25 protein-coding genes and 1 other annotated feature are annotated in these 23,149 nt (G+C 34.5%); of the genes, 12 read left to right on the top strand and 13 right to left on the bottom strand.

Annotation, left to right across the window (positions count from 1 at the left end):
* Nucleotides 1-70 precede the first annotated feature (70 nt).
* From MKY02_RS07675 to MKY02_RS07665, 3 genes are read left to right on the top strand one after another with little or no spacing between them, the layout of a single operon-like run.
* Nucleotides 71-1,075 (top strand): FecCD family ABC transporter permease, encoded by a 1,005-nt coding sequence (locus MKY02_RS07675; protein WP_076034650.1) that lies wholly within the window; start codon nucleotides 71-73, stop codon nucleotides 1,073-1,075.
* Nucleotides 1,072-2,127 (top strand): FecCD family ABC transporter permease, encoded by a 1,056-nt coding sequence (locus tag MKY02_RS07670; protein ID WP_076065784.1) that lies wholly within the window; start codon nucleotides 1,072-1,074, stop codon nucleotides 2,125-2,127. Before MKY02_RS07675 ends, MKY02_RS07670 begins: the two co-directional genes overlap by 4 nt.
* Nucleotides 2,128-2,141: 14 nt before the next feature.
* Nucleotides 2,142-2,945, top strand: a complete 804-nt coding sequence (locus tag MKY02_RS07665; protein WP_038184610.1) for an ABC transporter ATP-binding protein — start codon at nucleotides 2,142-2,144, stop codon at nucleotides 2,943-2,945.
* Nucleotides 2,946-3,002: 57 nt separating this feature from the next.
* On the opposite strand, the gene MKY02_RS07660 is transcribed toward MKY02_RS07665, so the two are convergent.
* Nucleotides 3,003-3,542: a GNAT family N-acetyltransferase gene (locus MKY02_RS07660; protein WP_038184613.1), complete on the bottom strand. Its 540-nt coding sequence runs from the start codon at nucleotides 3,540-3,542 to the stop codon at nucleotides 3,003-3,005.
* A gap of 378 nt (nucleotides 3,543-3,920) precedes the next feature.
* On the opposite strand from MKY02_RS07660, the gene MKY02_RS07655 reads away from it, so the two are divergent.
* From MKY02_RS07655 to MKY02_RS07645, 3 genes are all read left to right on the top strand, one after another.
* Entirely contained in the window at nucleotides 3,921-5,579 is a 1,659-nt protein-coding gene (locus MKY02_RS07655) for a tetratricopeptide repeat protein (protein ID WP_038184617.1), read from the top strand.
* Nucleotides 5,580-5,744: 165 nt separating this feature from the next.
* Nucleotides 5,745-6,542: a pyrroline-5-carboxylate reductase gene (gene proC / locus MKY02_RS07650; protein ID WP_038184619.1), complete on the top strand. Its 798-nt coding sequence runs from the start codon at nucleotides 5,745-5,747 to the stop codon at nucleotides 6,540-6,542.
* A 137-nt stretch (nucleotides 6,543-6,679) separates the two neighbouring features.
* Nucleotides 6,680-7,615 carry an alpha/beta hydrolase gene (locus tag MKY02_RS07645; protein WP_246832441.1) on the top strand — a complete coding sequence of 312 codons (936 nt, stop codon included), beginning with the start codon at nucleotides 6,680-6,682 and terminating at the stop codon, nucleotides 7,613-7,615.
* Between the two features lie 48 nt (nucleotides 7,616-7,663).
* On the opposite strand, the gene MKY02_RS07640 is transcribed toward MKY02_RS07645, so the two are convergent.
* From MKY02_RS07640 to MKY02_RS07625, 4 genes are all read right to left on the bottom strand, one after another.
* Nucleotides 7,664-9,019 carry an amino acid permease gene (locus tag MKY02_RS07640; protein ID WP_340710904.1) on the bottom strand — a complete coding sequence of 452 codons (1,356 nt, stop codon included), beginning with the start codon at nucleotides 9,017-9,019 and terminating at the stop codon, nucleotides 7,664-7,666.
* Nucleotides 9,020-9,077: 58 nt separating this feature from the next.
* Nucleotides 9,078-9,316 (bottom strand) — a binding site (T-box leader).
* A 176-nt stretch (nucleotides 9,317-9,492) separates the two neighbouring features.
* Complete coding sequence (locus tag MKY02_RS07635; RefSeq protein ID WP_164491926.1) at nucleotides 9,493-10,107, bottom strand: MepB family protein; 615 nt, start codon at nucleotides 10,105-10,107, stop codon at nucleotides 9,493-9,495.
* Nucleotides 10,104-10,493, bottom strand: coding sequence for a GyrI-like domain-containing protein (locus MKY02_RS07630; protein WP_038184621.1), 390 nt, complete (start codon nucleotides 10,491-10,493; stop codon nucleotides 10,104-10,106). Before MKY02_RS07630 ends, MKY02_RS07635 begins: the two co-directional genes overlap by 4 nt.
* 60 nt (nucleotides 10,494-10,553) lie before the next feature.
* Entirely contained in the window at nucleotides 10,554-11,465 is a 912-nt protein-coding gene (locus MKY02_RS07625; RefSeq protein ID WP_076034653.1) for a helix-turn-helix transcriptional regulator, read from the bottom strand.
* A 362-nt stretch (nucleotides 11,466-11,827) separates the two neighbouring features.
* Between MKY02_RS07625 and cyoE the strand changes: the two genes are divergently transcribed.
* The gene (gene cyoE / locus MKY02_RS07620; RefSeq protein ID WP_051448700.1) at nucleotides 11,828-12,772 is read left to right on the top strand and encodes a heme o synthase; all 945 of its coding nucleotides are present in this window, start codon (nucleotides 11,828-11,830) and stop codon (nucleotides 12,770-12,772) included.
* A 57-nt stretch (nucleotides 12,773-12,829) separates the two neighbouring features.
* Here the strand turns inward: cyoE and MKY02_RS07615 are convergent, their stop codons facing one another.
* Complete coding sequence (locus MKY02_RS07615; protein WP_076034654.1) at nucleotides 12,830-13,402, bottom strand: hypothetical protein; 573 nt, start codon at nucleotides 13,400-13,402, stop codon at nucleotides 12,830-12,832.
* A gap of 20 nt (nucleotides 13,403-13,422) precedes the next feature.
* The gene (locus MKY02_RS07610; RefSeq protein ID WP_038184630.1) at nucleotides 13,423-13,722 is read right to left on the bottom strand and encodes a hypothetical protein; all 300 of its coding nucleotides are present in this window, start codon (nucleotides 13,720-13,722) and stop codon (nucleotides 13,423-13,425) included.
* A gap of 289 nt (nucleotides 13,723-14,011) precedes the next feature.
* Here MKY02_RS07610 and MKY02_RS07605 point away from each other — a divergent pair, with 289 nt between their 5' ends.
* The 3 genes from MKY02_RS07605 (at nucleotide 14,012) to MKY02_RS07595 (ending at nucleotide 16,103) form a co-directional block, all read left to right on the top strand.
* Nucleotides 14,012-14,890 carry a ComEC/Rec2 family competence protein gene (locus MKY02_RS07605; protein ID WP_340708855.1) on the top strand — a complete coding sequence of 293 codons (879 nt, stop codon included), beginning with the start codon at nucleotides 14,012-14,014 and terminating at the stop codon, nucleotides 14,888-14,890.
* On the top strand, nucleotides 14,890-15,105 hold the full coding sequence (locus tag MKY02_RS07600; protein ID WP_038184634.1) for a DUF3006 domain-containing protein: 216 nt from the start codon (nucleotides 14,890-14,892) through the stop codon (nucleotides 15,103-15,105). The genes MKY02_RS07605 and MKY02_RS07600 overlap by 1 nt, the downstream gene beginning before the upstream one ends.
* 125 nt (nucleotides 15,106-15,230) lie before the next feature.
* Nucleotides 15,231-16,103 carry a phosphotransferase gene (locus MKY02_RS07595; RefSeq protein ID WP_076034656.1) on the top strand — a complete coding sequence of 291 codons (873 nt, stop codon included), beginning with the start codon at nucleotides 15,231-15,233 and terminating at the stop codon, nucleotides 16,101-16,103.
* A gap of 56 nt (nucleotides 16,104-16,159) precedes the next feature.
* On the opposite strand, the gene MKY02_RS07590 is transcribed toward MKY02_RS07595, so the two are convergent.
* Nucleotides 16,160-16,993, bottom strand: a complete 834-nt coding sequence (locus MKY02_RS07590) for an alpha/beta fold hydrolase (RefSeq protein WP_076034657.1) — start codon at nucleotides 16,991-16,993, stop codon at nucleotides 16,160-16,162.
* 26 nt (nucleotides 16,994-17,019) lie between these two features.
* Entirely contained in the window at nucleotides 17,020-17,883 is an 864-nt protein-coding gene (locus MKY02_RS07585) for a GNAT family N-acetyltransferase (RefSeq protein ID WP_076034658.1), read from the bottom strand.
* Nucleotides 17,884-18,063: 180 nt separating this feature from the next.
* On the opposite strand from MKY02_RS07585, the gene MKY02_RS07580 reads away from it, so the two are divergent.
* A complete protein-coding gene (locus tag MKY02_RS07580; protein WP_038184655.1) occupies nucleotides 18,064-18,270 on the top strand; it encodes a KTSC domain-containing protein in 207 nt (68 codons plus the stop codon).
* Between the two features lie 265 nt (nucleotides 18,271-18,535).
* Here MKY02_RS07580 and MKY02_RS07575 read toward each other — a convergent pair whose 3' ends face one another.
* The 3 genes from MKY02_RS07575 to MKY02_RS07565 all read right to left on the bottom strand — a co-directional run bounded on the left by MKY02_RS07575 (nucleotide 18,536) and on the right by MKY02_RS07565 (nucleotide 22,414).
* Nucleotides 18,536-19,414, bottom strand: a complete 879-nt coding sequence (locus tag MKY02_RS07575; RefSeq protein ID WP_051448701.1) for an SEL1-like repeat protein — start codon at nucleotides 19,412-19,414, stop codon at nucleotides 18,536-18,538.
* A 443-nt stretch (nucleotides 19,415-19,857) separates the two neighbouring features.
* Entirely contained in the window at nucleotides 19,858-20,997 is a 1,140-nt protein-coding gene (locus MKY02_RS07570) for a hypothetical protein (RefSeq protein WP_038184658.1), read from the bottom strand.
* A gap of 1,000 nt (nucleotides 20,998-21,997) precedes the next feature.
* Nucleotides 21,998-22,414 (bottom strand): hypothetical protein, encoded by a 417-nt coding sequence (locus tag MKY02_RS07565; RefSeq protein WP_143691320.1) that lies wholly within the window; start codon nucleotides 22,412-22,414, stop codon nucleotides 21,998-22,000.
* A 62-nt stretch (nucleotides 22,415-22,476) separates the two neighbouring features.
* Between MKY02_RS07565 and MKY02_RS07560 the strand changes: the two genes are divergently transcribed.
* Nucleotides 22,477-22,617 (top strand): hypothetical protein, encoded by a 141-nt coding sequence (locus MKY02_RS07560; RefSeq protein WP_235175727.1) that lies wholly within the window; start codon nucleotides 22,477-22,479, stop codon nucleotides 22,615-22,617.
* 181 nt (nucleotides 22,618-22,798) lie between these two features.
* Here MKY02_RS07560 and MKY02_RS07555 read toward each other — a convergent pair whose 3' ends face one another.
* A complete protein-coding gene (locus MKY02_RS07555; protein WP_038184671.1) occupies nucleotides 22,799-22,999 on the bottom strand; it encodes a hypothetical protein in 201 nt (66 codons plus the stop codon).
* Nucleotides 23,000-23,149: the final 150 nt, after the last annotated feature.

Raw genomic sequence — 23,149 nt, 5'->3', positions numbered from 1 at the left:
TCAATATATTTTTTAATTTACATTAAAAACGTAATTTTATTCTATTTTAGAAAAGAGTTTTGAATACCACATGTTATTTAATAATAATCTTACAAAAATTCTTGCACTAATAAGCAGTATCATTCTATTACTCGTATGTATGGTCATTAGTATCGTTTACGGTTATGCAGATACATCCTTTCAGACGGCTTATCAAGCATTTACACAGTTTAATGACTCGAATGAACATTTAATCATTCAAAACGTACGACTTCCTCGTGCATTAATCGCAGCAAGCGTCGGAGCTTCATTAGCAATTGCTGGCGTTTTAATGCAAACGTTAACAAAAAACCCATTAGCTTCACCAGGTATTTTAGGGATTAATGCTGGCGCTGGATTTGCGGTTGTGTTTGCCATGGTTTTCTTCCAATCTGCTAGCTTGCAATCATTCGCATGGATTGCATTTTTAGGTGCAACAGTTGCAACTGCGGCAGTTTATGGGATTAGTTCTACAGGTCGAGATGCTATGTCTCCTATTAAAATTACATTAGCTGGAGCAGCCATGAGCGCCCTCTTCTCTTCTTTTACTCAAGGATTATTGGCCACTAATGAGGCTGAATTAGATCAAGTGCTATTTTGGTTAGCAGGTTCTGTAGAAGGTCGTAAATTGGAATTATTAATTGCTGTTCTTCCTTATCTTATTATAGGTTGGATTGGCGCATTGCTAATTGCACCGAAGATGAATGTTCTAGCACTAGGTGATGATGTCGCAAAAGGGTTAGGTTTACCTGTCGGCTTGATTCAATTAGCTGTTGGATTTATCGTTATTATGTTAGCAGGTGGATCTGTAGCTGTGGCTGGTCCAATCGGTTTTATCGGTATAGTCATTCCCCATCTAGCTCGCAAATGTGTTGGGAATGACCATAGGTGGTTAATTCCTATGTCAGCATTACTAGGTGGTATTCTACTACTATTAGCAGACGTGAGTGCTCGTTATATTATCATGCCTCAGGAAGTTCCTGTTGGTGTCATGACAGCGTTTATCGGAACACCATTCTTTGTTTATATTGCTAGAAAGGGGTTCAGAAAAGCGTGAAGCAGTACAGAACTATTAGACTATTACAACAAAAAATTTCGTTTTTACTTGATATAAAAGCAACTAGGAAAATCTCATTCTTATTCTGCTTAGTAATGGCAACATTTATACTAAGTGCATCTGTAGGCGATTCTTTTATCAATCCGTTAAACGTTTTCCAAATTCTATTTGGTGGTGGTAATGATTTTGATCGCCTTGTAGTAGTTGATTTTAGATTACCTCGTATTCTAATCGCAGCATTTGCTGGTATGGCATTAGCGGTTGCTGGTGCTATTTTACAAGGGATGATTAAAAACCCCCTTGCTTCCCCTGATATTATAGGGATTTCGGCTGGTGGCGGTGCCGCAGTTGTAGCTTTCTTAGCCATCTTTAGTGATCAAAACCACTCCTTAACAGTTAGTATTCAGTGGCTTCCTATTGCTGGTTTTATTGGAGCTACGGTTATTGGATTTGTCGTATACTTTTTAGCTTGGAAAGATGGTATTACACCGATTCGCCTTGTCCTTATTGGGATTGGAGTTTCAGCATTTATGCAGGCAATGACAACGATGCTCATGTTACTAGGTCCGATATATAGAGCAAGTGAAGCGAATATTTGGATTACAGGTAGCGTTAGCGGTGCAAGTTGGGAACAAGTGAAAATGGTCGTACCTTGGACTATTCTTTTGCTTGTGATTTCCTTCTTCATCACACGACATTTAAATGTACAAGAATTAGGTGATGATACGGCTTCAAATTTAGGACAACCTGTTCAAAAGATGCGTTTTCTTTTATTATTGCTTAGTACGTGCCTAGTTGCTGGCGCTATTGCTTTTGCTGGTGCTATTGGTTTTGTCGGTTTAATGGCACCACATATCGCACGTCGCTTAGTTGGTTCGTCTTTTGGCGTGTTAATCCCAACTGCTGCAAGTATAGGCGCATTACTAGTTATGGCTGCTGACGTCATAGGTAGAACGGCATTTAGTCCACTAGAAGTACCTGCTGGTGTTTTTACAGCAGCAATTGGTGCCCCTTATTTTATTTATTTACTATTTAGAAATCCGAAGAACTAAAGGAGTCGAAACCTTTGACAGAAACGATTGAAACGAAATCACTTACTTTAGGTTATGGAGATTCCGTTATTATAAAAGATTTAAATATTACAATTCCAAAGGGTGAAATCACCGTGTTAATCGGTGGAAATGGTTGTGGTAAATCTACTCTTTTGCGCTCTATTGCAAGATTATTAAAACCAACGAATGGCACTGTATTATTAGAAGCAGAAGATGTCTTTAAACTATCAACTAAGCAAGTGGCTAAAAAGCTCTCTATTTTACCACAATCCCCTACCGCACCAGAGGGGTTAACTGTACTGCAACTTGTGAAGCAAGGACGTTATCCTTACCAAAGTTGGCGTAAGCAATGGACTAAAGAAGATGAAGAAATCGTCATGAATGCACTTAATGCTACAGGTGTTGCAGAATTGAAAGACAAACCTGTTGACGAACTATCAGGTGGGCAACGACAACGCGCCTGGATTGCTATGACATTGGCGCAAGATACAGATATAATTTTATTAGATGAACCGACTACTTATTTAGATTTAACGCATCAAATCGAAATTCTCGATTTACTATATGAGTTGAATATTCAAGAAAACCGGACAATCATCATGGTCTTACATGACATTAATTTAGCTTGCCGTTATGCTCATCATATTATTACAGTAGCTAACCAAACTGTTTATAAAAAAGGCAAGCCTGAGGACATCATAAACGAAACCCTTATTAAAGATGTCTTTGATCTCGATTGTGAAATTACAGCTGACCCGATTTTCGGTACACCAATGTGTATTCCTTTTGGGAAAGGGCGAAAAGTAAGTCAATTTTAAAATATAAAAAGGACGACAGCATACTTTCTGCTCCCGTCCTTTTTATTTGTTTTATCTCTAACGTGCTCTAAACTCCACTAACCAGCAATCTCTTAATTCACCTTCATGCATCTCTTGCTTTGGTAAATATCGTACTTTCTTAAAACCACATTTTTCATAGCAATGAATGGCTCTTTCATTCCAAGCTTGCGGATCCATAACAAGGATATCAGCCTTTTTCTCGTTGACTAAGTATTCCTTCATCGCTAAAATAAGCTTGGTGCCAATACCTTTATCCCAATAACTCGATTCACCGATAAATTGATCTAACCCATAAATAACTTCAGCGTCGTTATTGTATTCATAAGCGACCCTACTCTCATGCTCTATAGGATAAAACTGAATATAACCAATACTCGCGCCATCGTATTCAATAATACATCTAGTTTCTTCTTCGTTAACATCGTAAAATTTTTCATGTACTTTTTCAATGTCAAATGGATTATCTTTTCCTTCGTAATATGTTAAAATATTTGCGTCTGAAAGCCATTTCGCAAGATAAATATCATCTTTTCTTTCTAACTTCCGAACTACTAATTGTTCATTTTGTAATATCATATACATTCTCCATTCTTTGTTAAGGTAATTTGCACACGATTTTTAAAGAAAATAATAGAATAGGTTCACCCTCAACCCATATTCTTCATATGTATTTGTTATATTAGTATGAATTTGGTCAATATAGGCATAAAAATACCATTTCCACAACCAATTAAGTATCATTTAGGTTACAATTATATATAAGTTTCGTAACACTTGTAACAGTTTTATAACAAATTCATTGATTTGTCCCATTACCAATGATTTTCATGATTTAATTGATAGAGTTAATGTAATTTGACACGGGAAATGAGCACTAGTTTCCTATTCCTTACTCAGAATTGATTTAAAAAAGCTTAAACTGTACTAGCTTTGAAACTTAAAAAGGAGATTATCATGTTTATATCTACTCAAAATGAAAATAAGGATGCTATCACTCAAATTGCCGAAAACATTTTAGCGCAAAATGAAGCTGTCCCAAGCAAATCTATCTATATTGATTTTGCCAAACAACTGAAACGTGATAATAAGGTTGCCCAAGCGAAAAAGTTGTTAGAAGAAGGTTCAAAAATATATCCACTGAATCTATCTGTTCATACTGAATTGATGAAAATTTATGCTCGCCAAAAAAATTGGAGCGATGTGGCGAAGCATTTACCAAGAATTTTAGTTAATATTTCACGAAAAACAGACTCGACCCTAACTTATAAACTATATAAATATTTGATTAATAACAGACACTATTCAGAAGCAGGTGAAATACTTGAACTGCTTGTGAAAGAGAACCCTGCGGATGAAACACTTCATTATAAATACGTCGAATTGGCATTTGCCTCAAAAAACTGGCCAATAGCAATTCAAAGAGTTGAAGAACTCGTGCAATTTTTAGGTGAAAAGGTACCAGCTTCGGTGCTCGTTGACTTAAGTATTGCCTATCAAATTGTAGGCGAGCATGAAAAAGCTAGATCATTATTCGCTGAATGTTTGACAAAGTATGTTGATGAGTTGCCTGAAATTTTTGTAGATGGGTATCGAAAAGTCACGTTATTTGATAATGGCGAGAGTAGAATTGAATTCTATAAATTCATAGAACCGACGAATACTGTATTTGCAACCTTTGATTCCATTGATAAAACATGGGAAAGAACACCATTTGCCTTCAACTTATTGAAGAAAAAAAGAGTCGATCTTATCTCTTTAAGACGAAGAACAACTAAAAACTATCATCAAGACATCTCAAGAGAAGAATATTACGAGACCGTTGCAAAATTAGCAGCTGGTTATGATAAAAAATTCGCTTATGGTACTAGCCTAGGTGGCTATAGTGCATTGTACTTTGGTTCAACAATTGATTGTAATATTCTAGCACTCAGTCCAAGAAACTCTGCGCATCCTAACCATGGTACTAAAATGAGAGTTGAAACGGTTTTCCAACACGAACTACAGCATCCTTATAATCCTAGGATTACTCCGACGATTATTTACGACCCTAAGGATGCTATTGATAGTAAATACATGAAAAAGGTAATTAAGAAAGCTTATCCAAATGCTAAGTACATTTACTACCCATATGCTGGACACCGTATTTCAATTTATTTATCTCAAATAGGTGTATTAAAGGATATAGTAAAAAGATTCATGGCAGAGCAGCCTATCCCTAATTATGAACGAACACTACGTTCAAAATCAACTGAGTATCATCGTATTTTAGCAATACATTGCTCTAAGACAAACAAAAAGAATTGGGCACTTCAGTTAGCAGAAGAATCCATCAGATTATCACCAACTTATGACAGACCACGCTTATTGAAGGGTGAACTTTTACGTGATTTAGGCCGAATGGACGAAGCTTTCGAAGCTGCATATGAGGGACTTGAACTGTTCCCTAAATACACAAGATTACATTTACTGTTAATCAGTCTATTCGAACAACAAAATCAGTGGAAAGAAGCACTTGAAGCAGTCAATAAAGCACTCGAAGTAAGCAAATCTCCAAAGCTGAAAGAAAAAAGAGAAGAATTGTTAGCAAAAGTTGAAATGCTTGCTACTGAATAAACCTATAAACAAAAAAACATCGTAGTGCATTTGACTACGATGTTTTTTTGTTTTTTGATAAGTCAAATATCGATAAATAAATTACATATGAGTTGTTAATATCAAACACTATCCAACACTAACAGTCTGTACTATACTGATAGAATATGTTAGGAGAGTGTAAGAATGAAGTATGGATTTATCGGCCTTGGTAGTATGGCTTCTGCCATTATTAAAGGCATGCACAATAGTAAACAATTTTCAGCCATAGACATTTATGGTTATAACCGAACAGTTGCTAAAACAAATCATCTTGTGGGCAACTATGGGCTAATTGCAAGTGACTCTATTAAAGATATTATGATAAATGCTGATGTCATTGTATTAGCAGTACAACCCCAAGTATTACCTGAAATATTATCAGAGGTGCAAAAATATATCCAAGAAAATCATCTTATTATTTCAGTCGCAGCAGGAAAATCAATTGAATATTTACAACAAAATATACAAACAGACACACCCATAGTCCGCGTTATGCCCAATATAAATGCCATCGTTGGTGCTTCCACAACATGCTACTCCATTTCTTCAACTGTTAATGAACAGCACAAAGAAGTCGTAGAATCTCTATTTGGAACTATTGGCTCTATTATAGAATTACCAGAAAATCTATTTACAATTTTCTCGGCTATTGGTGGTGCATCCCCTGCCTTTACTTATTTATATATTGACTCATTAGCTAGAGCTGCTGTGCGTGAGGGTATGGATAAGAAAATGGCATTAGAAATTGCCGCCAGCTCCGTACTAGGCAGTGCTAAAATGATATTAGAGTCTGACGAACACCCATGGGAACTTGTCGATCAAGTTTGTTCACCTGGGGGTACTACCATCCAAGGTGTCACCTCCTTGCAAAATGACCATTTCGCTAGTACCATTTACGATGCCGTAACGGCTGTTATCAAAAAAGATGAAACTTTATCATAAAATCTTCTCGGACAGAACTTTTCGCTACATAGCGTTAAATTCTGTCTTTTTTATTAGCTAAAAACAAATACCTACCTTTCTTATAGGAATAGTGTATAATCAAATTAATCTAACTTTGAACTTGAAAGGATGATTTGATGAATAATTTAATGTTTAACCTAACAAATACATCTAAACAATATATCGCAGACGCTAATAAATCACCCAAATACTATACTCATCAACCAGCGGAGGTTCGAGCAGCAAGAGCTCAATGTCCAAAACCATTGATAGATTTACCTTTACTAAAACAAATAATAAATCGTAAAATACCTGTTCGAGATGGTAGTGAAATTAATGTTCGTATATACACGCCAAACGGTAAAGGTCCTTTCCCTATCATTGTTTATTATCATGGAGGAGGATGGGTTTTCGGTAATTTAGAAACGGCGGATGCAGGTTGTCACTTATTAGCAGCTGAAGTAAATGCCATAGTTGTTTCTGTCGACTACCGCCTTGCACCAGAATTTAAATTCCCAATTCCTTTAAATGACGCCTTCGATGCACTTTTATGGGTCTATGAGTTTGCTGCTGATTTAAATGGAGATTCTACGAATATTATCGTTGCAGGAGATAGTGCCGGTGGCAACCTAGCAACAGTTGTTACACATATGGCAAAAGAGCAAAATGGTCCACTCATCACTGCACAAGCACTAATCTATCCAGTGACGAATATGGATATGACCACTACTTCTTATGAAAACTATGCTAATGATCTAGGATTAGATCGTGACGGTATGAAATGGTTTGGAGAGCATTATGTTTATAATGAAGAAGATTATCGAAACAGTGCCGTTTCTCCTCTCCTACAAGATGATTTAAGCTATTTACCAAGGGCTATTGTTATTGCAGCTGAATATGATGTTCTTTTTGACGAAGGCGTTTCCTATGCAAACCGTTTAAACGAAGCAGGTGTTCCAACACACCATGTGGTTATGCCTGGATTAATTCATAGCTACTTTAGTAAGATGGAATTTTTTGAAGATGAGACTAGACAGACCGTTCAGCTAATTGCTGATTTTATAAAAAAATAAAAAAAACGCTTGGATCATTTATCTTCCAAGCGTTTTCTCTATTAAATATTATGCTTCATTTTGATGTAAACGACCCTTATAAACATAAGTTATAGTAATAAAAATATAGATTGCTAGTGTAATACTAGTAACGATAATTGATGTTGTGAAAATAATACCAATCAGAATCGCACTTAAAGCAATGATGGCAAACCAAGTTGTATATGGGAACCATTTTACGGCATAAGCACTCGTTTGCCCAGGCTGTTTTTTTCGAGACTTCACATGAGCAATTGCAATGATTAACCAAATACATAATACCGTATATCCTAGGGAACCCATTAGAAAATCAAAAGTCTTGCTCCCAGCAAATAATGAAATTAACACGCCAATATATAAGACAGATGTACATAATAGTATTGAATATACTGGCACTTTCTTTTTCGATAATTTTGAAAATACTTTAGGAATACGCCCGTCCATAGCTTGAGTATATAGAACGCGTGATGAACCATATAATCCAGAATTCATCGATGAAATAATCGCAAGTAACACAACCGCATTCATAATATGGTCTGCCCCTGGGATACCGATCATTTTGAATACCATCACAAACGGACTTTCTGGTACTCCGTTAACTTCATTCCAAGGAATCAAGCTGACGATAATTAAAAATGGTACTAAATAGAAAGAAATGATTCGTACTAATGTACTGCGAACTGCTTTTGGTACCACTTTTTCAGGATTTTTCGTTTCAGCTAATGTGACACCAATAATTTCTGTTCCTCCGTAAGAATAAATAACTACAAGCATTGCCGTAATTAAACCTTTCGGGCCATTCGGGAAGAAACCACCGTGACTCGTTAGATTAGAAAATCCAACAGCTGTATGATCACCAAAAGTAACGAGCAGTAAGATAAACCCTGCTATGATAAACACAATGATTACAGTGATTTTAATTAACGCAAGCCAGTACTCCGTTTCAGCGAAAGCTTTTACTGATAGTAAGTTGATAACTGTAACTAACACTGACACTGACAAAGCAAGTATCCAAATTGGGTAATCTGGTAGCCAATATTGAATGAAGATTGCAGCAACAATAGACTCTGCGGTAATGTTTAATACCCACATTTTCCAGTAAATCCAGTCTAAAAAATATGCTGGGTACTTTCCTAAAATAGATTGAACTAGATCTCTAAATGTCCTTGCATCGCTATTTCGGACTGCCATTTCAGCTAATCCTTGCATAACAAATAATAGAATGATACCACCAATTAGGTAAGCAAGTAGTACGCTTGGTCCTGCCATATCAATGGCTGCACTACTCCCTTTAAATAATCCTGCGCCAATTGCTCCACCTAATGCCATCATCGTAATATGTCGTGAAGTCATTGTTCTTTGTAATTTTTGTTTGTCACTTTCCATATCCTTACCTCCAATAATCAAAAAAAGCATATCGTCTCTTCCTTCATCATCAAATGAAAGAAGAGACGATATGCCTTATGCAAACCGCGGTACCACTCTTATTGGTTCTAATTCATGAACCCAACTTTAAAAACCTGGTAACGAAGGTTAAACGTTAAAGTAAAAAGAATAGTCTGTCTATTCATTTCACTTTACCACTCATAGGCAAGTTCAAAGTATTATTGGACTGCGTTGCACCACCCCGCAGCTCTCTAGACCAAATAATGAGCTTTTACTACTCCTAATCAATGCGTTTTGAAACATTATTTCAGAAAATTTTAAATCAATATCCCATACTATACGGTCTTGTTTCATTTTTGTCAACATTTTATTTTAGAATAATTATTAAGTTATAATGGGCGTATACAATTTGGCCTAGAATGATCAAAACGGTTGCCTAGAATACGATACAAAAGTCCATATGTTAAGTATGTCTAATATTTTATACTATAAAGGATCTTCGCACGAACACGGTCTACTACTGTATCCTTAGGAATTTCTAAGAAATATTTTAGTTGCCATTCTTGTGTTTTTTTAGCTTGTTTGCTTTTGGGGTTATCCCAAGGTGGATAAACGCGAAATGCACGTTTACCCCCTTGTCCTTTATTGGATATTATATCTTGCTTATATAAAACAGCTTTCGGAAAGACAAACTGGCCAAATTGATCATCTTTTTTGACACTAATGACAAAGAATTCGATTGAATCTGATAGGTCATAAGGTTGAATTGATCCATCCCCAACCCTCTCCCATAGCGTCACAAATTGACCGATTTTTGTAGGTGTTATTTTAGCGACGCGAAATCTAATCGAGAGATCATTTAACTTAAATACATATGCTCCATATGCCGCGTTTTGTGGTTCAATTTTGGGGTGAGAAAATACAAATCCACATGGGTTATAGACTAGTTCCCTCGTTGCAATAAGGTTATCATGAATTGTGACAGAATCAGTCCAAGAATGTTGACAGCTAGGTTCAGTAACTGATAATTGTCGGTTTTTTTTATTTATATGTTCATTCTCCTGGTAGTGATCAAACTTACTAGTCATGAATTGACCGATAGATAGATCTTAATGCTACCGTCTTCACAGTAATGCTCAAAATCCGTTTTATAAGCTCTGTTGATATCACTTTTCCAGATTTTCTCCCAAGCTTTGAAAACACCTTTTGGATCCTTGTGATCTACTTCTATGGCAAGGTAGTTATCTTCTGGAATTATGGTACTAACATCATTTGTATTTGGCTCTTCAGTACCAATATGTAGATCGTAATCGTCTGTAAAATCACTTGCATAATTACTATAAACTGCATAGATTTCACCCGTTAAATTTAAACGTAGAAACTCCTCCCACAGTCTAACTATTGCGTCTGTATTTTGATTATTTGTTCTAACACTTTTCCCAAAAATCTGTTTTTTACTAATTGCTGTATGCATTGCAATTCCTCCTACTCGTTTATACTAGAAGAATATCATTCATAATATGACAACTGTCTGTCATCTTTTATAAATAAATTCTATTTCATTCATATATTCATCTTTCAGCCATTGTGGAGAAAGAATTTTTACATGTCTACCAAACATCATTATAAATGGCAGTATATTTTTGTTAACGTCGTAATTAAAGGTTACCTTAAGACGTCTATCTTCAAGTATTGATATTTCATCATCAGTAAAAAAATCATATAATTTTCCTAGTTCACTTTTTGAAAACAATAATATAATCTGCTCCATATTCGAATCGCTATTCGCTAAATAACAATTGCTATGACTATAAACGGATCTAGCTTTGTCCTTTATGAGTTCCATATTTCTTATTCTAGTTAACTTGAATAATCTTAAAGCCTCTTTATCTTCACAATAAGCCTCTAAATACCAGCTACCATTCATAAAATTTAGTTTTAATGGCTGAATAATACGATTAGATAAATTCGCAGTTTGTGATACATATGAGATGCAAATTTTATGTCCGTCTTCAATTACAGAAAGTATGTTTTTTACCTTTACTTTTGTTTCTTCTTCTATTGTTTCTCGATGTAATGTGGATGATAGTACCGTAATTGGCGGATGATAGTCTTCATTATTTTCTTGCAATAGCTCTATTTTCCTTTGTAAGATTGATAATTGATGACTATTAAATAATTCGTTTTTCAATGATAATCCTTCCAATAAGAACTTTTTTTCAACATCATTAAAGGTGAATTTATCTAATTGGTAAGTATCGATTAAGGTAAAACCACCATTCTTCCCTAAATATGAAATAATAGGAATACCGATTGATGATAATGCATCCATATCCCGATATATCGTTCTTTTACTTACTTCAAATTTAATTGCTAATTCTTCAGCAGAAACTTTCTTTTTCTGTAATAAATAAATCAAAATCGAGAGCATTCTCTCTGTTTTCATGGTCTATGTCTCCTCCAAACAGGTATTAATCTAACTTTAATAGTATTAAAGGAGAATTCCAAATACATTCATTAATTTCACACTAGATTATTCGAATTAATTTTTAGTTTAATCTAGCAAAAACAAGTTATTCACTATTATACGAAAAATTACGAATTATATCGTTTCAATATTCTAATAAAAATGATACAACTTCTAACAATGAATAATGTGAAGAATTTATTACTATTTTTGTGTCTAAAAAGTACTATCTGCGTAGAATTATGCTCTGATTTACTGGAACTTTTGCAGTTTTTAAGAGATACTATAATATAGAGCTTAAAAAGTATTATTATTTATGATTAATAGGAAAGAGGTTTACAATGCAAAGTGATGTAAAAGTTGATCAGAGTGTAGAATCATCGTCCGAAACGATGCCGAAACAACCTCTATCAAAAATATTAGCCCAAACGGTTAAGACTGGAATTATCAAATCAAATTTGATCCCTATGATTGCAGGATTAACATTAGCTTTATATAAAAATCAAATAAGCCCTTTTGACAAAACTCTAGAGATTATTTGCGCGTTATTTGGTTCTGCTCTAGTAATTGGTGCAGCTGGTGCATTTAATAATTTATATGACCGTGATATCGATGCTGTCATGCAAAGAACAAAAAGTAGACCAACTGTAACTGGTACGATCAGTGCTAAAACTGTCCTTGTTTTAGCTATTGCGATGACGATTATTGGCTTAGGTGCTCTTGCGTATGCAACACCGATGGCTGCACTTATGGGATTCATAGGTTTATTTGTTTATGTGGTTCCTTATACAATGTGGAGCAAACGTAGAACTATATATAATACAGAAATCGGTAGTATTTCAGGAGCAATGCCCCCTCTAATTGGTTGGGCAGCAATTTCTCAAGATATAACACACCCTGCTATTATAGGGCTATTTGTATTAACTGTGTTATGGCAAATGCCTCACTTCTATGCGATTGCCATTCGCAAGCATGACGATTATAAAGCAGCAAACGTACCAATGCTTCCTGTAGTAAAAGGGATGCGCCGTACGTATATTCAAACAAATATCTATTTAGTTTTATTAATAGGAGTTAGCCTTTTACTTGGTACTTTAAGTATTGGTCTTATGTTAGTTGCGCTTATTCTAAGTATTTGGTGGCTGCTAATTAGTATTTCAGGGACTAAAAAAGAGAACCCAGAGAAATGGGCAAAATCAATGTTTATTTTTTCTCTATACCATATGACTATTTTGTTCTCTACTATTATCATATACTCTCTAATCGGGATTTTCTTTAATTTTTAAAGCCTCCACAACAAAACCAGCTAACGAGAAATTATTCTCGGAGCTGGTTTTTGTGTATTATTCTTCTTCTTTTTCAATTACTTTAAATTCCCCATCCGCATTCATGACGCTATATTCTATCAAACCTTTAACCTCACGTACTTTTCCATTCTCTTTTAATGTAAGCACCTCTCCGTCTTTAAATTGAAATTCATAATATGAAGCTTCTGGATCCATTTCGCTCATTCTATAATAAGTGACCTTACTTACTTCATTCCATTCATATTTACTTTCCTCTGTTGCAAAAACTCCTCGATAAGTAATAGTATCGTCAGTTATCGTGACAAAAGACTTTGCTGCACCGTAAAAAAGAACACCGCTACCAATCAAACAAACGAAGGCAACCACGATTGAAGTTTTATTTATTTTTAATAAAAATAATATGGAAAATCCCAAAATGATTAAAAACAATCCCGCTCCATACACCCAATAATTGATAGACGGTGCATACACAAGATGAACACCATATTGATAATAGATTGTTTCTGCAACCCCAAATGGTACCAGCAATACAAATAAAGGAGAAATTAATAAAGTACAACTGGCTAGTACCATGTAAATATGACGTGTTTCATACATTTGATAGTGCATTTAAGATACCCCTCTCACTTCTATTTAATTAAATAATCATCGATAGTAGGATACACACCCTCTTCCCATTTCCTTACTATTTCAAGTGTTTCATACTCGAAAGAGTCTATAAGTGTTACAACTTTGAAATGCAATGTGACTCTATTATTAACTTCTATTCGGCTACGTACATCTCCTTTAAATACCAGCAAAGTATAAGCATTTTGATGCGTATTAAATTTCACTGTAGATAAATTCTGGTCACCGTCATAGATGATATCTTTTACTACATCACGAATTGTAATGGTATCGCCTATTTTATAGCCTGCGAAATCTTCCACTCCATATTGATTTTTTTCATCATAAAGTGTTTGGAAGTCATTGGTCTATGTTTTACGATTTTATTTTTATGTTGCACATAGTAGTAATACTCATCATATAGCTCTTCTATATTAAGTTGTAAGTTGCTCAACACATCACCTCTTTTCGTTACTTACTGATAAGTCATTAAAATTTGTATTTATTTCAAATTATTTGTAATTGTTTTTAAAGTAATCGTTTATTAAATAATTCTCACCTCCCTACAAATCAGGTACTAACAATGTTAAAGTGGTAAATGGAGGTTTTTATATGAAAAAAACAAGTATATTTATAGTTTTATTAATTGCTATTGGATTAATTTTTGAACTTACTGACTCAAATGATTCAAACAAATCAACAGACCAGACTTTTACAGGTAAAGCATCCGATGTATTAGTACATATAATCGACATTGGCCAAGGGGATTCTATTTTAATACAGTCCAAAAAAGAAAATATTTTAATTGATGCGGGTAATAAAGGGGCTGGCGATGAAGTCATTGCTTACTTACAAAAGAACAATGTGACAACATTAGATGCTGTCGTCTCTACTCACCCGGATGCTGACCACGTTGGTGGCCTTGCTGAAGTCATAAATTCTATAGAAGTAAAGAAAGTGTACGCACCAAAAGTTAGTCATACTACAATTGCTTACAAAAATTTCTTAACTGCTGTGAAGAACCAGGGTTTGAAAATTACACAAGCAAAAACAGGAGTGGAAATACCGACGACGGAAGAAAATTTATCACTAAAATTTATCGCACCCGTTACTACATATAGTCAAAGTGATTTAAATGACTGGAGTGCTGTTTTACTTTTACAGAATGGTAATAATAAATTCCTATTCACTGGTGATGCTGAATTCCCTGCTGAAGATGACATGTTAGCAAAAAATTTGATACCACAAGTAGACGTTCTAAAAGTAAGTCATCACGGAGCTGAGGAAGCGACATCTGACGCATTTTTAGCAAAAGCGAAACCAACATATGCTGCCATTAGTGTAAGTGCTACAAATGGCTATGGTCACCCTACTGCTGTTACATTAAATCGACTAAAAAAAGTTGGCGCAAAAGTATATAGAACTGATAAACAGGGCAATATAGTATTCAAATCAACAGGTTCAGAAATATCTGTAAAGGAAAATCAATGATGAAAACTGGGATAATTGATCGTTTTGAAAACCAAATAGCCGTCATAGAGTTTGAAGAAGGAATGCAGGATATCGCCATCACTGAATTACCAAATGGTGCACAACCTGGTGATGTATTAATCTTTCACCAAGGAAAAGTCACAATTGACCCTGCAGCTAGACATACACGAGATAAGGAAATCCATGAATTAATGGATGATTTATTTGAAGATTAATACCGGTTTACCAGGCGCTCTTTATACGCCTGGTTTTTTTATTAGTAATTTACATTAATCCCTAAGATATTTAGCTAATAATCAATTATAATGTACATTAATGTCAAAAGAATCCGAGGTCGTATATGCATTTATATGAACATTTACAAAAGATTGAATATCAATACACGTTAGATAAAATCGAATCCTTTGAACAAATACATCAAGGTCAAACCTCCCTGACTTTTAAAATTAACACGCTTTCTGATTGTTTTATTTTGCGTTCTCTAAAGAGCATTTCAGATGCAGAATTTGAATTTTTATTACATCAGCATTTGAATACAAATTGTTCTAGAGAAATAGTACCCACAATTCATCCTACTTATGAAGGTAATTCATTTATTCAAATTGATGGTCAGGTTTTCCATTTGCAATCATTCATTGCTTCCATTAAAAGTGATGTACCAATGGAAAAATGGATTAACGTGTTCTTTGAACTTAGAAATACTATGGGCTCTTTTAAAAGCAATAAAGTGAAAAATGATCGCTTTAATACTTTAACTACTTGGGAAGCTATTAAAGAAAATTGGAGTCAAGATAAACGCTTCCCTCCAGTGTTAGAAATGGAAAAGAAAATAACAAAATTAGTGATTAGAACTTCGATTGAAAAACAATGGATTCACGCCGATTTGGGTATTTGGAATACTCTTTTTAACAAAGAAGTATTTATTATCGATTTTGGTGAGGCTAGAATCGGGCACCCTTATTTTGATTTAGCTGCAATCCTCACATCAAATGTACCAGCAAACTTAAATGCTAATGAGATTAGACACTATATCAATCGTTTTATCTCATATTATTCTAAAGTTGAATCTATTAATATCTCTTTATTAAAAGACTTTATATCATTGTGGTTTATTCGAGGCGCGCTTACTGCCTATAAGCAAAAAGCTTTTGATACAGCACTTTACTTCCTTAATATGTTTAATAAGTATAATCTCTCTTTTGCTGAAATATAGAAAGCTGCTGCTGGAGAAAGTCAATTCTAAACTCCAGCAGCAGCTTTCTTATAAATCTAAAGTGTAGCCTTAACAAATTCAGCAAACTTCTCCTCTTCCTCAACGAATGGATAATGGTTGCTTTCATCGAACGTAAACAGCTTCGCATTTGGTATTAGCTCCGCCATTTCTCGTGAAAAATCATAAGGGCATTGTGTATCATATAATCCGCAGTATATGTATGTCGGAACAGTGATTTCTGGTAGCTGTGTTCTCAAATCATAGTTCTTTAATTCAACATACGAATAGTAGTTTAGACGATCACTTACTACTTTCCCGCTATTTGGACGGTTAAAGTATTCATCATAGCGATCTTTATAAAAGATAGACATCTCAGTCCACTCACGATTTAACTTTCGACGCTCTTCCAGAGGCATTTGAGAATCATTTAACTGTTGCATAATTTCTCTGATGCGTTCATTATTTTCATTGTCTTTACAGTATATGCTACCTTTATGTCGCATATATTCGTTAGACGCTGCCGCTCCTCCTGAGATGACTTTCGTTAAAGATTGCTCTGCTAAAATAGCATATACTAGCGCTAACATGCCTCCTGTTGAATGCCCTGCAAAAGCCCATTTTTCATGATGTAGCGCTTCTCGAATGGCCTCTAAGTCCTTTACTGATTCTCTCATGTTTAAATCATGCTCTGTGAGAGATGGTGCAGATTGTCCTGCCCCTCTTAGATTCACTAAATATACAGTATGATACTCAGTAAAAGGGTTCGCTACTGTGTTGCCATTACTGTTAAATTCGCTATATAAATGTGTTACACAAAGCGGCGAGCCACTTCCCTTTACAAAAATTTCAAACATTCCACGAGATGTTTCAATTAATCGTTGTTCCCACATAGTGATGCCCCCTGTTATTTAAAAATTCACTTCATAAATACAAGTTCATGTACAATGTCGAAGCCGGCTGATTCGTATAAATGAATTGCGCCACTTTCATTTCGTTGAACAGTTAAAGAAATTTCAGCAATCGAATCGTATGTAAATAAAAAATCTAATCCATGCAATAGCAATTTTCTTCCGATACCTTGCTTCCGAAACCGAACATCCACGGCAATATACTCAATCGTACCTTCTCCATTTTCGGCATCTGCTTCTACATAGACATATCCCTTTATTTCTTCATGATCAACATAACAAAACACAACTCGATTCTCATTCAGACGAGACAATATCGTTTGTGCATTATAATACGTTTTCGGAAATGCTAAGTCATGTAAGTTTTGAAAGCCTTCTACATTGGTTGAGTCTAATTTATGAATATGTTTCGAGCTTTCAAATTTATGGTTTAGACGTTCTATATGTAATATATAATGATGCCCTGACATTTTTGCTCCGATGTTTTTTGTAAAAGCTATCGCGACTTCATTTTCAATATTGATAAAAAATTGAGGGTGTTCCAAGGCTATTGGCAGCTGTTGACATAACTTCATCCACATTTCAGGTAACAGTACTTCTGTTTCATCATTTTGAACAAACGGTCCCCATACTTCAGCAGATTGGTCATCCTTATCGAAATCAAGCCCTATTGCTGCAACAATCTGTTCATTTTCAACTGCAATAATCATAGAATTTTCAAAGGGTAAGTCTGAAAATTCTTGTCGTAATGTAGACCTTATTTCTTGCTCACCTTGACCACAGTAACCAATATGTCGTCTTGAATTTGCATTGCAGCTGGACAAAAAGTAAGCAAGCTCCTCAAAGTCTAGTGTTGTAGCCATTCTAATCATTATTCCTTCTCCTAATAATAAATATTTTTTTACATTAATATCGAATTAAAAAAATATAGTATTCCATACTTAAACAGTAATTTATTTGAATTGGAAAAGTCAATATAATATTACAATATAAAACAATTAACTATCTTTTGAAAGCGCTTTCGCTTATACTGAAATTAGGAGGGGATCGTTATGAATATGGTTTCTGTTACTTCATCAAAATTAGTAAATGTGGGCTTCGACCCTAGTGCAATGATTTTAAGAATTGAGTTTAAAGATGGTGTGTTTGAATATTTCGGCGTTCCTGAACGAATTTATAACGAATTAATGGAAGCAGATTCAAAAGGTATCTACTTTAAACGGTATATAAAAGATCGATATAGATTTGTCCGTGTGTAATATAAAACTAAGTTTATTCTTTAAAACATAAAAACGCATCTAAGGTGATGATGATCCCTTTGGATGTGCTTTTTCATGATACTTTGCTAAATCATTAACAGATAGAAGTTGATGATCTATTGCCATTTTTAATTGTATGATATTATCAAAAAGAAAATAAAGAGTACAATATTCACACGGTATTATTCACCTTTCTATATTTACCCTCATTCCAAAAACGAAAAAACCTGATGAGTGCTGTTCTACTCATCAGGTTTACCAACTATTAATAACTCCCTAAACGTTCGAGATGCTTTTTAGCTAACTCATCTCCCGCACTGATGGCACGTTCATACCAAACAATTGCACGATTAATATCCATCGGGACGCCCAATGCAAATTCGTACATTTCTCCAATGCGCACATTCGCACTTGCATCATCTTGCATTGCTGCACACTTATACCATATTAGTGCTAAATCGTAATCTACGGTTGTTCCAATTCCATTTTGAAACATATAGCCAACATTATATTCAGCATCTACGTTGCCTTCTTCCGCGGCTTTTTTATACCACTGAAAAGCTAGCTCCTTATTCTCTTTTACCCCAATGCCTTGATCATACATATTTCCTAGTCGATATTGCGCTTCTGTATAGCCATTTTCTGCTGAAGTTTTATATAATAACAATGCTTGCCCCATATTCTCTTTTACACTAAGACCTTGTTCATACATAATGCCTAGAGTAAATTGAGCTTCTTTTACACCAGCATTCGATGCTATTGTAAACCATTTAAAGGCTTCATCCATGTTTTCTTTAACATATTCACCATTAAAGTACATATCCGCTAAATTATTGGCTGCGTCTGCATGACCTTGTAATGCTGCTCGTTCATAGAGTTGAAAGGCTTTTTCTATATCTTCCTGAACGCCAAGCCCTTCATAATAGTAATTAGCTAAACAGAACTGTCCTTCTGCGACATTTAATTCAGTAGCTAATTTATACCATTGGACCGCTTTGTCATATTCTTTTATATTATTGTAAAAATAGCCAATCCCGGTCGTAGCTGTTGCAAAGTCACCCAACAACCCTTCCTGCATATACGCTGCTATTTGAGTAGATACATTAAAATCAATATTTTGTATATCTTCATTTAATACTGCCATTAATGCGATCATCCTCTTTGCCAATTGCTTTTCTATATAAAACACCTCATCTATATTGAAAATCGTTTATATCCTTTACACACATATTTGCCAAATAACGTAATATGTATAACTAAAAACCAATTTCTATTCATTTTTGATAATAGATAGCTTTACCTATTATATATTTTATTTTTTCGTTAACATAGTGTGATGACTTTATAATCAAAATCACTACTTTTCTATACTTCATACATCAAGTTAAATAATTAGTTTACATCAGTAATTCAAACGTACCTCTATCTTATTATACTTGATTAACCCCTTGCTATCATAAGGTTTTATATAGGAGAATATGTCGTTTATATATTCAAATTCTCCTACTAATTTTAAATGTCATTACAAAATTACCTAAATTCATAAAAAGCCACTAGCGTTTCTCACTTCGCTAGTGGCTTTACTTATTAATAGTTCACTTTTAATACGATGCTTTCAGAAATACTAGGTTTTTTAACGGTAATATATAATTTACCGCCTTTGCTACTTAATGTTTTTAGACTCATTGAAGCTTTATCAGTAGTACTTACTGTTGAAGCTAATAGTTTTTTCTTGCTAGCATCAGCATAAACTTTTACTGTTGATCCAGCTTTTAAGTTTGAAACTTGTACTTTATCGTTTTTAGTACCTTTTTTATTAATCACTTTTACAGCTGAACTTTTAAGCTTAGTTGATTTTACTGAAGTTTTTAACGTGTATGATACACTGTCATACATTGAATCCATCATATCTGAACTTACTTTCACATAATAAGTACCCTTTGGTAAATATACAGAACCAGTATATTTTCGTTTATCTTTTGTTACTTTGAAACCTTTAACCGTTTTCTTTTTATCATCTAAAACTTTCATTCTAAACTTCGTACTATGTTTTTGGTCCGCATAAACTTTCAAGAAACCTGCTTGTGGAACAGTTACTTTGTAATAATCATCTTCATCAAAAAGATTAAATGATGCATTATATGATTTGTTTAAATTGATTGGTGTTGCTTTTGAAGCTGTATTATTTGATTCTTTTTCATAGTTGCTACCTGCTTTAAAAGTTAATTTAGTACTGTAGCTTTTATTTTTTCCAAAGTCTAACTTATATGCTACAAGATAATATGTACCTTTCTTCAAACCAACAGAAATGGAATGCATTGATGGATCATACCAAGTAAGTTCTGAATTTATAGCATAACCGAATAATTCTACATCATTAAATGTACCTTCCAATTTTTCTAATGCGGATAGATCAAAATCTTCGATATCTTCTAATTGACTAGTATCAAATTCATTTAGTAGTAGAAGAGCTATTTCACGTTCTTTAGGATTATTTAGTTTCATCGTAAGTAAGCCATCAGCTGGTACTGTTACTTTTATAACATCCGTGCCCATACTGCTAAATTTTCTATCAAGCGTTTTTGATTTGTCTTTTGTTAAAGTAATCGTATCTACCTGAGTAGTTGTTGCGGCTTCCGTTTTATTTGTTGATGCGCCAAATGCAAACGCGAAAGCAACTACTAGTGCTAACATCATTTTAAAGAAATTTAATTGATTTTTTTTCATAATTATCCTCCAAATTTATAAATATACTAAAATTATATACATAATTTTTTGACAGGTATATGGTTATTTAGGTGGATAATTAACATTTTAGACGGACATTCATACTGAATCATATGAAATATGTATTTTCTTAAAATATCCAATTGATAAAAAAGCCAGATATCTATTAACTAAATAGTTGCCTTACTTCAACTCCCCTCACGTTAAATCATGAATAGCTATATATCAACGATGGGTGATACTTTCTGAATAACCACCTCTTTCATTCCCCATCTTTACCAGTGGGAAACTTGGGTGACTTTTTGGGGGACTCCTAAAATTATAAGAGTTGGTAACTGGCAGGCGCGTATACACAGGCAAATAAGATGTGATGAGCACGAGAATATAAATAAAGAAGAAACAAAAGAGTGTAAATGTTGTCGGCAGTTTAAATGCAGCTGTAACATCGACCAAGAAAAAGAATCGAAAAAAACAGTGATGCGCTCTTGCTCTTTTGCCTGTTTAGTTTCGATATAGCTGCTTTTGTAAACACCACCAGGATACTCTCCAAAAACTTCTAGTGTATTTAATATTCCTTCACGTTCATCTACTGTTAGTTCCCTGTTCAATCCTCCAATTTTACAAGCACCAAACAGTTTCGGACATTCTTCGATTTTCTATGAAATGTTGGTGTTTGATAAAACCTTATTGTTTCGGGTTTAACACCACGTCGTTCCTATATCTCATTTATCGTTCCGTCCATAATACAGTTTCTCTTTTGTACATGAATAGATGGTCATGCTAATCTCCCGGTTTTGATAGTGCTCATAATGTGTATTATCAAAATGTTACTTTTTCAGTTTAAGAACAAGATAATTTGAAAACGAAAGAATGTGATGGATTTAAGAGCTTAAAATTAAATTTTTTTTATTTGGACAAATTGCACAACCTCTTTTCATTTTAAGCCATATGTTATCTATGAAAGTCATTCGAATCGGGAAGGAGGTCTTGAAAATGAGTATTATGAAAGATGGTTGTAAGTGTCAGAAGTGTCAGAAGCAACATCACCATGAAAAAGATGAACATCGTTGTATGTGTTGTATGTGTCATAAGCAACATCACCATGAGAAAGATGAACATCGTTGTAAGTGTTGTAAGTGTCAGAAACAACATCACCACGAGAAAGATGAACATCGTTGTAAGTGTTGTAAATGTCAGAAACAGCATCACCATGAGAAAGATGAACATTGTTGTAAGTGTCAGAAACAACATCACCATGAGAAAGATGAACATTGTTGTAAGTGTCAGAAACAACATCACCATGAGAAAGATGAACATCGTTGTATGTGTTGTATGTGTTGTAATTGTTGTATGTGTTGTAAGTGTCATTAGCAATCTCACCAAGAGAAAGAAGCACATCGGTGTAATTGTTGCGCATATGATCAATTAAGACGATTACAAACGCAGACTGAAGTAGATGTTTTCTTAAAAGGTGGTCAAGTGATAGAAGTTGTCGTTTTTATTAACTTAGACCAGAAAAATTGTTGCGCATTCTTTAGTGATCCAGAAACTGAACCTGGTTCAACACTTATCGGAGACTGCCAAGCAATTCAAGCTATTCGTATTGAAGCAGATTACTAAGTAATAAGAGGGTCTCTTTCTTGATGGAAGTGGCCTTTCTAATCCGCAAGAGAATCATCGAAATTTCTTTAAGCTTAGGCTATCGACCCTACATAAAAAATTTTCGCCATTCGTGCATACTGTCTCCAGGACAATAAAACTAATTCGCGTTCACGTTCCATAATGATTTCCATCACGCCACTCACCCCTTTCCCTGCACATTCAACCGTCCATCAACTTCAATGGCATAATCTGCCGCTTTACCTCTGCAAAGCCCTGTAAGGCTCATGATTGTACTTAAATGTGATTCGAATTGTTTTTCGAGTGCTGTCGTATAACCAAATCTTTTAATCGTACCCACGATGATTGTTCTGTGATTTACTGCCTGTTCAATCTCGCTCATTCTCCAATCCCTCCAATGTGTTTAAAATGTCATTCTGCAACTGCTTTTTCACAACTGGAACTTAACTCTTCAAAATTAGCTTCAACGCCTGTAGACGTATCTACATGTGTCACAGTGACAGCTTAGCTTTGTAGCCACCTTTTGCTATTT

The sequence above is a fragment of the Viridibacillus sp. FSL R5-0888 genome, assembly GCF_038009105.1.
Lineage (GTDB): Bacteria > Bacillota > Bacilli > Bacillales_A > Planococcaceae > Viridibacillus > Viridibacillus arenosi.
This window is presented reverse-complemented; position numbering and strand designations above follow the sequence as displayed.

Excerpts from the sequence above, each read along its gene's own strand:
- MKY02_RS07675 (WP_076034650.1), top strand. The coding sequence starts at position 71 with ATGTTATTTAATAATAATCTTACAAAAATTCTTGCACTAATAAGCAGT.
- MKY02_RS07660 (WP_038184613.1), bottom strand. The coding sequence starts at position 3,542 with ATGATATTACAAAATGAACAATTAGTAGTTCGGAAGTTAGAAAGAAAA.
- MKY02_RS07655 (WP_038184617.1), top strand. The coding sequence starts at position 3,921 with ATGTTTATATCTACTCAAAATGAAAATAAGGATGCTATCACTCAAATT.
- proC (WP_038184619.1), top strand. The coding sequence starts at position 5,745 with ATGAAGTATGGATTTATCGGCCTTGGTAGTATGGCTTCTGCCATTATT.
- MKY02_RS07645 (WP_246832441.1), top strand. The coding sequence starts at position 6,680 with ATGAATAATTTAATGTTTAACCTAACAAATACATCTAAACAATATATC.
- MKY02_RS07640 (WP_340710904.1), bottom strand. The coding sequence starts at position 9,019 with ATGGAAAGTGACAAACAAAAATTACAAAGAACAATGACTTCACGACAT.
- MKY02_RS07635 (WP_164491926.1), bottom strand. The coding sequence starts at position 10,107 with ATGACTAGTAAGTTTGATCACTACCAGGAGAATGAACATATAAATAAA.
- MKY02_RS07630 (WP_038184621.1), bottom strand. The coding sequence starts at position 10,493 with ATGCATACAGCAATTAGTAAAAAACAGATTTTTGGGAAAAGTGTTAGA.
- MKY02_RS07625 (WP_076034653.1), bottom strand. The coding sequence starts at position 11,465 with ATGAAAACAGAGAGAATGCTCTCGATTTTGATTTATTTATTACAGAAA.
- cyoE (WP_051448700.1), top strand. The coding sequence starts at position 11,828 with ATGCAAAGTGATGTAAAAGTTGATCAGAGTGTAGAATCATCGTCCGAA.
- MKY02_RS07615 (WP_076034654.1), bottom strand. The coding sequence starts at position 13,402 with ATGCACTATCAAATGTATGAAACACGTCATATTTACATGGTACTAGCC.
- MKY02_RS07605 (WP_340708855.1), top strand. The coding sequence starts at position 14,012 with ATGAAAAAAACAAGTATATTTATAGTTTTATTAATTGCTATTGGATTA.
- MKY02_RS07600 (WP_038184634.1), top strand. The coding sequence starts at position 14,890 with ATGAAAACTGGGATAATTGATCGTTTTGAAAACCAAATAGCCGTCATA.
- MKY02_RS07595 (WP_076034656.1), top strand. The coding sequence starts at position 15,231 with ATGCATTTATATGAACATTTACAAAAGATTGAATATCAATACACGTTA.
- MKY02_RS07590 (WP_076034657.1), bottom strand. The coding sequence starts at position 16,993 with ATGTGGGAACAACGATTAATTGAAACATCTCGTGGAATGTTTGAAATT.
- MKY02_RS07585 (WP_076034658.1), bottom strand. The coding sequence starts at position 17,883 with ATGATTAGAATGGCTACAACACTAGACTTTGAGGAGCTTGCTTACTTT.
- MKY02_RS07580 (WP_038184655.1), top strand. The coding sequence starts at position 18,064 with ATGAATATGGTTTCTGTTACTTCATCAAAATTAGTAAATGTGGGCTTC.
- MKY02_RS07575 (WP_051448701.1), bottom strand. The coding sequence starts at position 19,414 with ATGGCAGTATTAAATGAAGATATACAAAATATTGATTTTAATGTATCT.
- MKY02_RS07570 (WP_038184658.1), bottom strand. The coding sequence starts at position 20,997 with ATGAAAAAAAATCAATTAAATTTCTTTAAAATGATGTTAGCACTAGTA.
- MKY02_RS07565 (WP_143691320.1), bottom strand. The coding sequence starts at position 22,414 with ATGCGCAACAATTACACCGATGTGCTTCTTTCTCTTGGTGAGATTGCT.
- MKY02_RS07555 (WP_038184671.1), bottom strand. The coding sequence starts at position 22,999 with ATGAGCGAGATTGAACAGGCAGTAAATCACAGAACAATCATCGTGGGT.